General features: G+C 29.0%; 9 protein-coding genes, 1 pseudogene and 2 riboswitches. Of the genes and pseudogenes, 7 read left to right on the forward strand and 3 right to left on the reverse strand.

Annotated features, from left to right (window positions below; all coding sequences use genetic code 11):
• Positions 1-14: 14 nt before the first annotated feature.
• The 6 genes and pseudogenes from cls (at position 15) to guaA (ending at position 7,736) form a co-directional block, all read left to right on the forward strand.
• Positions 15-1,505, forward strand: coding sequence for a cardiolipin synthase (cls, locus tag ACTG47_RS01535; RefSeq protein ID WP_479925841.1), 1,491 nt, complete (start codon positions 15-17; stop codon positions 1,503-1,505).
• A gap of 192 nt (positions 1,506-1,697) precedes the next feature.
• A complete protein-coding gene (locus tag ACTG47_RS01540) occupies positions 1,698-1,982 on the forward strand; it encodes a co-chaperone GroES (protein ID WP_003420907.1) in 285 nt (94 codons plus the stop codon).
• A 32-nt stretch (positions 1,983-2,014) separates the two neighbouring features.
• On the forward strand, positions 2,015-3,643 hold the full coding sequence (groL, locus tag ACTG47_RS01545) for a chaperonin GroEL (RefSeq protein ID WP_169467540.1): 1,629 nt from the start codon (positions 2,015-2,017) through the stop codon (positions 3,641-3,643).
• A gap of 164 nt (positions 3,644-3,807) precedes the next feature.
• Positions 3,808-4,548 (forward strand): nickel pincer cofactor biosynthesis protein LarB, encoded by a 741-nt coding sequence (gene larB / locus ACTG47_RS01550; RefSeq protein WP_169467539.1) that lies wholly within the window; start codon positions 3,808-3,810, stop codon positions 4,546-4,548.
• Between the two features lie 86 nt (positions 4,549-4,634).
• Positions 4,635-5,818: pseudogene (gene larC / locus ACTG47_RS01555) on the forward strand (nickel pincer cofactor biosynthesis protein LarC).
• Positions 5,819-5,877: 59 nt separating this feature from the next.
• A riboswitch (purine riboswitch) is annotated at positions 5,878-5,979 on the forward strand.
• 221 nt (positions 5,980-6,200) lie between these two features.
• On the forward strand, positions 6,201-7,736 hold the full coding sequence (gene guaA, locus ACTG47_RS01560; protein WP_479925842.1) for a glutamine-hydrolyzing GMP synthase: 1,536 nt from the start codon (positions 6,201-6,203) through the stop codon (positions 7,734-7,736).
• Between the two features lie 71 nt (positions 7,737-7,807).
• Here the strand turns inward: guaA and ACTG47_RS01565 are convergent, their stop codons facing one another.
• Positions 7,808-8,824, reverse strand: a complete 1,017-nt coding sequence (locus ACTG47_RS01565) for an ArsR/SmtB family transcription factor (protein ID WP_479925843.1) — start codon at positions 8,822-8,824, stop codon at positions 7,808-7,810.
• A gap of 337 nt (positions 8,825-9,161) precedes the next feature.
• On the reverse strand, positions 9,162-9,338 hold the full coding sequence (locus ACTG47_RS01570; protein ID WP_479925844.1) for a hypothetical protein: 177 nt from the start codon (positions 9,336-9,338) through the stop codon (positions 9,162-9,164).
• Between the two features lie 53 nt (positions 9,339-9,391).
• Positions 9,392-9,488: riboswitch (cyclic di-GMP riboswitch) on the reverse strand.
• Between the two features lie 522 nt (positions 9,489-10,010).
• On the opposite strand from ACTG47_RS01570, the gene ACTG47_RS01575 reads away from it, so the two are divergent.
• On the forward strand, positions 10,011-11,402 hold the full coding sequence (locus tag ACTG47_RS01575) for a metallophosphoesterase (RefSeq protein ID WP_479925845.1): 1,392 nt from the start codon (positions 10,011-10,013) through the stop codon (positions 11,400-11,402).
• 150 nt (positions 11,403-11,552) lie between these two features.
• Here the strand turns inward: ACTG47_RS01575 and ACTG47_RS01580 are convergent, their stop codons facing one another.
• Positions 11,553-12,440, reverse strand: a complete 888-nt coding sequence (locus tag ACTG47_RS01580; RefSeq protein ID WP_479925846.1) for a LysR family transcriptional regulator — start codon at positions 12,438-12,440, stop codon at positions 11,553-11,555.
• Positions 12,441-12,516: the final 76 nt, after the last annotated feature.

Consider the following 12,516-nt stretch of genomic DNA (forward strand, 5'->3'; position numbering starts at 1 on the left):
AAGGGGGAGGAATTATGGGAGTAATAGGCACAATATTTCTGTTCTATTTGATTATATCATATCTAGCTGGAGCCATAATTTCTGTGATTATATTACTTGAAAATAGAGATCCTGCAAAAACAATGTCCTGGCTATTAATGTTTATTATATTTCCAGGAATAGGTTTAATTGTATATGCTATTTCAGGTAGAAATATTAGAAAGAGAAAATTATTTAAGACTCAAAAACTAGCTAATAGTATAAAAGAAAAGAAACTTTTTGATACATTAGAAAAGATAACAGAAATCGTTGAACTAGAAAAGGAATCTATAAAGCAAAATAAGCTTTTACGAGATGAAGAGGACGGTAGTTACAGAAAAAGAGTAATAAACATGTTGTTAAAGACTGGTATGTTTCCATTCACTAAAAATAATAAAGTAGATGTCTTTGTAGATGGAAATGAAAAGTTTAAAAGGCTTATAGAAGATATAAGAGAAGCAAAAGACCATATCCATCTAGAGTACTTTATTATCAAAGATAGTGATATAGGTAGGGTGTTAAAAGAAGAACTTATAAAAAAAGCTAAAGAAGGCGTTAAAATAAGAATTTTATATGATGATGTAGGATGTTGGAGATTTTGGTTTAATAGAAAATTCTTCCGAGAAATGAGAGAAGTTGGTATAGAAATAGCAGCATTTTTACCTACAAAATTTCCTATAATAGGAGGAAAATTAAACTATAGAAATCATAGAAAAATTGTTGTTATTGATGGAATAATTGGGTATACAGGTGGAATAAATATAGGAGATGAATATTTAGGTAAAAATGATAAGTTTGGGTATTGGAGAGATACTCACATCAGAATTAAAGGTATTTCTGTATATATGCTTCAAATGACATTCTTGATTGATTGGTATTATACAACAAAAGAAGTTTTAGTGACTAAAAACTACTTTCCAAGTGTTGGGAATGTTGGTGAAAGTATGATACAGGTTGTTGCAAGTGGTCCAGATAGTGATTGGGAAGATATTCATTATGCTTATTTTTCTGCAATATGTCAAGCTAGACAAAATGTTTATATAGAAACACCTTACTTTATACCAGATGAAAGTTTACTAAAAGCCATAAAAAGCGCTGCACTTAGCGGAGTAGATGTTAGAATAATATTTCCCAAAATTGCAGACCACAAGATAGTAAACATAGCATCCTATTCCTATTTTGAAGAAATATTAAGAGCAGGTGGTAAGGTTTATTTATATAATAAAGGATTTATACATTCTAAAGTCGTAATAATAGATGATAAAATTGCTTCTGCAGGTACAGCTAATATGGATTTAAGAAGTTTTATGCTTAACTTTGAAGTAAATGCATTTATCTATGATGAAGAAGTTATTGGAGTAATGACAGATGATTTCTTTGAAGATTTAAGTCACTGTGAAGAGCTTAATTTAGAGGTATTTAAGAATAGAAGTATAATACAAAAAATTAAAGAATCTGTAGCAAGATTATTTTCACCAATATTATAAAAAATTATTAAAAAAGGTATTGAAAATTATGTGTGATTGGTATATTATAATAATTGTTAGCACTCTATTGAATAGAGTGATAATAAATAAAAAGTATATATATAAATCTACATATAAAAGTAGTATTAATTTAAAAATAACTAAAAACATAGGCAAACTAGTCTATACTTAATATTTTAGGAGGCGTAAAGAATGAAAATAAGACCATTAGCTGACAGAGTAGTAATTAAAAAAGTAGAAGCAGAAGAAAAAACTGCAAGTGGAATAGTTTTACCAGGAGCAGCTAAAGAGCAACCTCAAATAGCTGAAGTTGTAGAAGTTGGACCAGGTGGAATAGTTGAAGGAAAAGAAATAAAAATGGAATTAACAGTAGGAGATAAAGTTATATTCCAAAAATATTCTGGAACAGAAGTTAAGATAGAAGGACAAGAGTATACAATACTAAGACAAAGTGATGTATTAGCTGTTATTGAATAAATATAGAATAAGTTTATTAGGAGGGGTTTAAAATGGCTAAAGAAATTAAATTTTCAGAGGAAACAAGAAGAGCTTTAGAAGCTGGTGTAAATAAATTAGCAGATACAGTAAAAGTAACATTAGGACCTAAAGGAAGAAATGTTATATTGGATAAAAAATTCGGTTCTCCACTTATAACTAATGATGGTGTAACTATAGCAAAAGAGATAGAGTTAGAAGATAGATTTGAAAATATGGGTGCTCAATTAGTTAAAGAAGTTGCAACAAAGACTAATGATGTAGCTGGAGATGGTACTACAACTGCTACAGTTTTAGCACAAGCTATAATAAGAGAAGGTTTAAAAAATGTAACAGCAGGGGCTAACCCAATATTATTAAGAAAAGGGATACAAAAAGCAGTAATAGTAGCAGTAGAAGAATTAAAAAATCAATCAAGAATAGTAGAAACACAAGAAGCTATATCTCAAGTTGCTTCTATATCTGCTGGTGATGAAGAAGTTGGAAAATTAATAGCAGAGGCTATGGAAATAGTAGGCAAAGATGGAGTTATAACTGTCGAAGAATCTCAAACTATGAATACTGAATTAGATGCGGTTGAAGGTATGCAGTTTGATAGAGGATTTGTTTCTGCATATATGGTTACAGATGTAGATAAGATGGAAGCAGTTTTAAATGACCCATATATATTAATTACTGATAAAAAAATATCTAACATACAAGAATTATTACCAGTTCTTGAGCAAATAGTTCAACAAGGTAAGAAATTATTGATAATAGCTGAAGATGTAGAAGGTGAAGCATTGTCTACATTAGTAGTTAATAAATTAAGAGGAACATTTGATGTAGTAGCAGTTAAAGCACCAGGATTTGGAGATAGAAGAAAAGAAATGCTTCAAGATATAGCAATACTTACAGGTGCTCAAGTAATATCAGAAGAATTAGGTTATGATTTAAAAGAAGCTGATTTATCTATGTTAGGTAGAGCTTCATCTGTTAAAGTAACTAAAGAAAACACTACAATAGTAGATGGTTCTGGAGATAAAAAAGCTATAGAAGATAGAGTAGCTCAAATCAAACATCAAGTAGAGCAAACTACTTCAGATTTTGATAGAGAGAAACTAATGGAAAGATTAGCTAAGCTTGCTGGAGGAGTAGCTGTTATAAAAGTTGGAGCTGCTACAGAAGTTGAGTTAAAAGAAAGAAAGCTAAGAATAGAAGATGCTCTTAATGCAACTAGAGCAGCAGTAGAAGAAGGAATAGTAGCTGGTGGAGGAACTGCTTTTGTTAGTGTTATACCAGCAATAGGTACACTAGTTGACAGTTTAGAAGGAGAAGTTAAACTAGGTGCTCAAATAGTTAAAAAAGCATTAGAGGAGCCATTAAGACAAATAGCTATAAATGCTGGTCTTGAAGGTGCTGTAATTGTACAAAATGTTGTTAATTCTGAAGCGGAAACTGGATTTGACGCATTAAATGAAAAATATGTAAATATGATAGAAACTGGTATAGTTGACCCAACTAAAGTTAGTAGAAGTGCTTTACAAAATGCTGCATCAATAGCAGGTACTTTCTTAACTACTGAAGCTGCTGTTGCTGACCTTCCTGAGAAAGAAGATGCAGGAATGCCAGGAATGGGTGGCGGAATGCCAGGTATGATGTAATTTAAAAAATTTAGAACATAAATCTTAATATAAAGAACTATTTCGACTTAGTTTTAATTTCTAAGTTGGAATAGTTCTTTTCTGTATAAGTAATGTTACACAAATACTAATTGAGGTATAATTGTTATTAGATAAAAAATCAAAATTAAAAAGGATGCGAGAGTATGGATTTAAGAAAGTTGCTTGAAGAAGTTAAAAATGAGAACATCGATATAGATGTTGCATTAGATAGATTAAAAGATTTACCATATGAAGACCTTGGATATGCAAATATAGACCATCATAGAGAACTAAGAAATGGATACCCAGAGGTTATTTATTGTGAAGGAAAGAGTGATGAGCATATTTTAGGAATTATTGATAAAATGAATCAAAAAGGCTCTAATATATTGGGTACAAGATGTAGAAAAGAAACCTTTATAAAAATTAAAGAAATCTATAATCATGCTGAGTACGAAGAGTTATCTAAAATTCTTAAAATTCAAAATCATGCTATAAAAAATATAGGAAAGGGCAAAATTGTGATTGCTACAGGAGGAACTTCTGATATACCAGTAGCAGATGAAGCATATTATACAGCTAAATTTCTAGGTAATGATGTTGATAGAATCTATGATGTAGGAGTGGCAGGCATACATAGGCTTTTAAATAAAAGAAATAAAATAGACAGTGCTAGAGTAATAGTGGCTGTTGCAGGAATGGAAGGTGCACTTGCAAGCGTAGTTGGAGGATTAGTTGATGTTCCAGTAATAGCTGTTCCGACTTCTGTTGGATATGGAGCAAATTTTGGAGGTTTAGCAGCATTACTAGCTATGTTAAATAGTTGTGCATCTGGAATATCTGTTGTAAATATTGATAATGGATTTGGAGCAGGATATTTAGCAGCAATGATAAATAAACTATAATAAATACATTGATATAAATTAAACATAAATTATATAATAAAATCTAACTTCTATTATATTTTATTATTAAAATTGAGGAGACATATATGAATGAAAAAATACTTTATTTTGATATAATAAGTGGCATATCAGGGGATATGACCCTTGCAAGTTTATTAAATTTAGGTGTACCTAAGGAAATTTTTTTGGAGGAAATTCATAAACTAGAAATGAGTGATGAATTTAATATAAACATCAGCTCAAAAAATGAGAATGGAATAGTAGGTACAAAGGTAGAAGTAATTACAAAAGAAACACACACACATAGAAATTTAGTGGATATATTTGAGATTATAGATGAAAGTGACTTAAATGAAAATGTAAAATCTAAAGCAAAAAAAATATTTATGGTAATTGGAGAAGCAGAGGCTAAAGTTCATGGAACTACAATAGATAAGATACATTTTCATGAGGTAGGGGCTATAGATTCAATTGTAGATATAGTAGGAGCCTCTATATTGGTTGATTTACTTTGTGTAGATAAAGTTTGTGCTAGTACAGTGACTGTTGGTTCAGGTTTTGTGAAATGTGAACATGGAATTATACCTATACCTGCACCTGCAACTATGGAAATTTTAAAAGGTGTACCAATTAAATTAAATAATATAAAAGGAGAATGCACGACTCCAACAGGGGCTGCAATCATAAAAGTTTTATGTGATGAGTTTGTGGATGAGTTTGAGTTTTCTCCAAAACAAATTGGATATGGGATAGGTCATAAGAAGTTTGAAGTTCCAAACATGTTGAGAACTGTATTAGGTGAAAAAAAAAAGAAGAATTAATTTATGAAATTAGTGCAAACATCGATGATATGTCTTCAGAAATCTATTCTTATTTGTATGAAAAGGCATTAGGTGAGAAAGCATTAGATATTTACACAGAGAGCATTTATATGAAGAAGAATAGGCCTGCAACAAAAGTGTCAATTTTATGTAATGAATCAGATTTAGAAAAATTTATTAAAATATTACTTTTAGAAACTAGCACATTTGGAGTGCGATATAATGCTTATAATAGAGAAATTCTAGATAGAAAATTTATAAAATTGGATACAAAATATGGAGTAGTTACAGTAAAATTAGGATATTATAAAGACGAACTGGTAAAGGCCACTCCAGAATATGATGAATGTAAAACTATAGCAAAAAATGAAGATATTCCTATAAAAAAAGTGTTTGATGATATAAATTTTAGAATAAAAGAAAAATTTAGTGAAAACTTATTGACATAAGCAATAAATTTTGATAAATTAATACTCAGCTTTATTAAATAAAAGCAAACAGAAAAAAATATATAAAATATAAACTCACTCGTATATGCTCAGAAATATGGTCTGAGAGTCTCTACCAAGATACCGTAAATATCTTGACTATGAGTGAAATTATTATACCAAAAGACCTAGTTAAGTAAATGTGTAGGCTGAGTTATACTCCCTATGTGTTGGCTATAAGATAAAGGGCATTTTGGAAGCCTGTATAGTAATTTCACTTTTGTTAGAAATTATGGAAGTTACTATACAGGTTTTTTGTGTAAAAAGATTTAATATAATTTAGACTGTATTGTGTTAAAATAAATATATAAAAACTATATTATACAAGGAGAGATGTAAATTTATGAAACATGAATTAGTACTTGTAATAGATTTTGGAGGACAATATAATCAGTTGATAGCTAGAAGAGTTAGAGAAAACAACGTATATTGTGAAATACTTCCATGTACTGCAAGCATAGAAAGAATAAAAGAAAAAAATCCTAAAGGGATAATATTTACTGGTGGACCAAATAGTGCATATTTAGAAGATTCACCAACAATATCAAAAGAAATATTTGAACTAGGAGTTCCAATACTTGGAATATGCTATGGTATTCAAATAATGTCTCATGTATTAGGCGGAGTTGTAAGAAAAGGTAATAAACAAGAAAAAGAATATGGAAAGACATCTATAACTTATGGAAAATCATCATTATTTGAAGGTATAACTACAAATAGTGTATGGATGAGTCATACGGATTTAATAGAAAAAGTTCCAGAAGGATTTAATATAGTTGCAAATACTAATGATTGTCCAGTAGCAGCTATGGAAAATGTAGAACAAAACTTATATGGAGTTCAATTCCATCCAGAAGTAGAACACTGTTTAGAAGGCGATAAAATACTTACAAATTTCTTGTACAATATTTGTAAAGTAAAAGGTGACTGGACTACAGATTCATTTATAGAAGATAAAATAAAAGAATTAAAAGAAAAAATAGGTGATAAAAAAGCTTTATGTGCTTTAAGTGGAGGAGTTGATTCTTCTGTTGCAGCAGTTCTTATTCATAGAGCAATTGGGGACAATTTAACTTGCATATTTGTTGACCATGGATTACTTAGAAAAAATGAAGGAAATGATGTAGAAAGAATATTCAGAGAGAAATTTGATATAAATCTAATAAGAGTTAATGCAGAAGATAGATTCTTATCTAAATTAAAAGGTGTTTCTGAACCAGAGGCTAAGAGAAAAATAATAGGTGAAGAATTTATAAGAGTATTTGAGGAAGAGTCAAATAAATTAGGAAAAATGGATTTCTTAGTTCAAGGAACAATCTATCCAGATGTTATAGAAAGTGGACATGGAAATGCTGCTACAATAAAGTCTCATCACAATGTTGGTGGAATTCCAGAAGATGTAGACTTCCAAGAAATTGTAGAGCCATTAAGAGAGTTATTTAAAGATGAAGTTAGAAAAATAGGATTAGAACTTGGTATAGAAGAAGGATTAATATTTAGACATCCTTTCCCAGGGCCAGGTCTAGGAATAAGAGTTATAGGTGATGTAACTAAAGAAAAATGTGACATCTTAAGAGAAGCTGATGCTGTTTATATGGACGAGCTTAGAAAAGCAGGTTTATATAGAGAAATATGGCAAGCTTTTGCAACATTACCAGATGTTAAAACTGTTGGAGTTATGGGAGATGAAAGAACATATGCTTATCTAGTTGGTTTAAGAGCAGTTACTTCTTCTGACGGAATGACTTCTGACTGGTATAAGATGCCTTATGATGTATTAGAAAGAATTTCTAATAGAATAATAAATGAAGTTGATGGAGTAAATAGAGTAGTTTATGACATAACATCAAAACCACCAGGTACTATCGAGTGGGAATAACAGATAAAAAAGCTATAAGCCTTGTGACTTCAAGGCTTATAGCTTTTTAAATTTATCTACATTAATCAAATTTATTTAAATAATAGATTTTCAAGTCCTTTTATTATTTCTTCGATTTCATCACTATTTAATTGGTAATAAACTCTTCCAGATTTTTTTTCTATATTGACCAAGTTTAATTGTAGTAGAACTGCCATATGATGTGAAATCGTTCCAGCAGATAACCCAATCTCATTAGCCAATTCTAAGCTATACATTGGTTTATTTTTTAAATAAATTAATATTTGAAACTTACTTTTATCTGAAAGTGCTTTTAATTTTATCAATATGTTATCATCAATTTCTTTAGAAAAACCATTTTCGCTAAACATATCTAAATTCAGTAATCCAAAATAGCATTTTGTTTTTAAAATTATTTGAAATAAAGGGTTTATGAAAGTTGGATAAATAGGAAGTCCATTTCCCCTCTTTGAGATTACATTCTTTTCCTTTGAATTCTCAAGCAAAATGGAAGATTTTGAAATTAGTGTTTTAGTATCAATTTCAAGATATAATTTTTCACATATAGATAAATTTGAATGTATTAGTGTAAAGAGTTTATTAATAAGTTTTCTAGGAGATTGATAGAATGAAAAAAATTTCCACTTTTCACTTTCATTAAAATCCAATATAGATAGAAATTCGTAGAATTCTAAAGAGGAAAGTTGTTTATCTATACTACTTTTTTCTGCAATAATACAAATTAACTCAATAAAAAATTTTCGAAAACAATCATCAGATTTTTTTTCATCATCAAATGACTCGAAATATTCTGACACTATAGCAATTATAAATATATAAAAATTCTTTTCTTCACTAATGATGTTCTTAAAATAAAAATCATAATCTTCATTTATGACCTTCATTTTATCAAAAGTGGTAATCAGTTTCTCCCAATCAGCCATATGAGTATTATATACTTTTTCTCCATCAACACCCAATCTATTTAATTCTTCTATTAATTCTATCTTTGCTGTAGAAAAATTATTGCAATAAGAGAGAAGTCCTAGTGTTTCAAAGTAGTAATTAAATTCACAATGGAAATTCATTTATTTTTCCTCCCTAGTTTGATATTTGTGATAATTATATCATACATATCAAAAACTGTACAATTCCATTTTGCTACTTTGTGTTATGTAATAAAAATAGGCCAATAATCATAAAAGTAATTAAATCTTTCAGATTATTGGTTCTATGTGTTTGATTCTAGTTCTTTTATAACAATCAAATATAAATGTACTAGAAATGCAACCCTATAATTGTAAGTAAACATTTTTTGATAGAGTTGTGCTTTTTCACTTCCTACAAAGATATTTAAATTTTTTACAATAAGATTATTTAAATGTAGATAAAACTAAAAAGGTTTCTCTAGAAAATAAAACCTACCTAATTATACTTACTTACCAATATCATCACCTGATGTAGGCAAGATTCTACCACATTTTCTCCGTACTCTAGTATAAAATCATCTAGCTGTGTATCTATAAAATCACAATAATCATATGAACTACCAATATAAGCAGTCAATATATGTGTACATCTGTCCATTTTATCTCCAAACATAATATATTTATCCCCCTAAAAAACTTTCATGAAAAACAAAAAGAATATATCTTTTTGGCAACTGGCTGACATAACTCATAATTAATTTTATAAGTCTTAGTCCCTATAGCTTTGCGTCACTAAATTTCTCTAGCTTTGCCGATTTAGTTTTATTCTACAACTACAATAATACAACAGAATTAGTTATTATTCAACATGATTATTTGAAAATTGAATAAATTTATGCACATGAATGTTATTTTACTTCAAAAAACAGACTAGATGTGTTGATTATGATAAATTTCCCCTGTAGTTTCTCTATTAAAAAGCTTCTATTATTAAATTAAGTTAAATTGAGAAGGTTGCATAAATTGGAGCAAATAGAAGTAGTTAATAAATTGAGTAGATAAGAATTAGGTAACTTTGAGATATATTGTAGAGGAGGTGAGGTAAACTTGACAGTAATAAGTACATAAATTATACTTATTAGCAAAGACTGGATAATATTGAAAATGATATTAAGTAAGATAAGATAAAAAAGACTAGAGATTAAGTTATCTAGTTTTTTAATTTTTAACATTTTATGTATATGAAAATAAAGATGATTTCTGTACATAATGTATTAATATTAATACTATAAAATAACTTGGTAGTTAATAAATTAAAATGAATATTTTAAAAGATGGAGGGATTATGAAAAATAAAACAATTATAGTAGTTACTTTTCTATTTGCAGTACTGATGTCTGGATGTGCCTCAAAGAAAACAACAGAAATAAATGTGTTAGCGACTACTGATTTACATGGTGTGATACCTTATGAATTAACTTCTTATGTAAAAGAAGAAAGAGAAAAAGATAAAAATCTAACTTTAGTAGATGCTGGAGATTTTTTTGATAGTGGGGAAGTATCAGGTAGCAGTATGAATGATTATTTTAGCGCTAGACAAAAAAATAATGATAGTGAATCTGAAAACTATATCGAAACCCCTATTTCAAAAGATATGAAAGAAGTAGGTTATGATGTTGCAGTCCTTGGTAATCATGAATTCATATCTAATAATAAATTCTATTTAGATAATATGATATCTGATTTTGAAAAACAAAAAATAAATATATTATCAGCAAATACTTATAAAAAAAATGGAGAAAATTATACAAAACCATACATAATAAAAAATATTAATACGCCTGAAGGAAATGTAAAGCTTGGGATTTTAGGGCTTACAATAAAAGAAGTTGGTGAGAGAAAACAATGGAAAGATGGAGGGCTTGTAGATTCTAAATCATTAGAGTTAAAAGACCAAGAAGGATATAATGGTGAATTATATATGAATGATTTAGTGGAGGATGCTAAAAAATGGGTTAATATAATGAAAAAAGAGAAACCTGATATCATAGTAGCCGTTGCACATACAGGTGAAAAACCTAAAAAACCTAGAAATCCAGGAAATAGAATACAAGACTTAGCACAACAAGTTGATGGAATTGATGCTATAGTTGCTGGACATAATCATGTTCAAATTGAGCAACATGATTATAAAAATAAATCAGGAGAAAATGTTATAGTTACTGAACCAGGGAAACATGGAGAATGTATTTCTAAGATTAACTTTAAATTAGAGAAAAATAATGACAAATGGAATGTGGTTGATAAAACTAGTAAATTAGTTAAATTTGAAAAAAATCAAGAAGATGAAAAATTTGGAGAGTTCATTTCTTCAGTTAATAAAGTCAGTAAAGATAAGAGCGAAATAAGATTATCAGAAGTAACAACTCCTGAATGGGATAAAATATATGTTTTTAAATCTGGGACATCCGCAGAGGATATATATAAAACAGTAGGATATAAATGGAGAAATATATCATCTCCAAAGGGTGATGGCACGGTACAGATTGTTGTAATGAACAAAGATAAACCTGTTACCTATCTATGTGCAGAATCTGAAGTTATGCCACTTAATATAAAATATGATGAATCAGAGTATAAAGATAATGTTGTGACTATTTATCCTAACAAAAATGATAAGTTTAGAGTTGAGAAAGGTAAACAAGAATATATTATTAATTTAAAACATATACAATAGAGACTATCATCTTATTTCAGTTTAGATGATGTCTAAAATAAAGTGTGTATTATTCTAAAGAGTGGTGATAATTAAAATATCACAATATTAAAGAATAATACACACTTTTTTTATTTAAAAAAATTGATGTTAAAAAATTAAATCTTTAAACTAGAGTATATGGGTTAAATTGTCTAATATTATTTTCAAAGGTTGTGTGATATTTTTATCCTTATGAAAGATTGCTAACATTCTATTTTCCATATCTATTCCATCTAATTTAACCAATCGTAATTTATTATGTAATAGTGAATCTGATAATAAATTTTCTGGTAAAATGGTTATACCTAATCCTGCCTCTGCAGCTTTAATAAGAGCAAAAGAACTAACACTTTCCCAAACAGGATAAGCTTTTTGGCTAGAAAGTGATAATACACTGTCTAAAGTATCACGAACAGCACTTCCTTTTTCACGCAACAACAATGGAAACGTGCATAATTGGTGCAGAGATATTACCTGTTCTGATAAAGGAAAAGTTGGAGCACATGCAACACATAATTTATATGAGCTTAATAGAATTGTGCGAAATGCTCCTTGTGGTTCTATACCTTCCCAAAAAGCTATATCGGCTTCTCCACTTTTTAAAATATCCATAGCTGAATTAGCACTTTCAACACGTACATTCACTTTAAGAGATGGAAATGAATTCTTCAATCGACTTAAAATTGGTGGAAGTAAAAAAGAAGCAATTGTAATGCTTGATACAATATTTATAGGCGTACATTCCTCTAAATGGCTGATTTTTTTATCTAAATTGCGACAAGCAGTTAGTATACTGCGAGCTTCTTCTAAAAGAGAAATACCACAACTAGTCAGGCATACTCCTCTTGGAAATCTATCAAATAGTGCGGTGCCAGCCTGTTGTTCAAGTTCAGCTATGGCGTGAGATACTGCAGATTGTGTAATATGTAATTTTTTTGCAGCACCTGTGAATGTTCCTGTTTGCTCGATTGCTTCTAAAATCTCTAAATATCTTATATTCATAATAAATATCCTCACTAGACATGAATAAAATTAATTGATTCTATCAAATTCTATCATTTTACAGATTACAAGGCAAGGGGTATACTAAATA

This window comes from Clostridioides sp. LIBA-6622, from assembly GCF_056716095.1.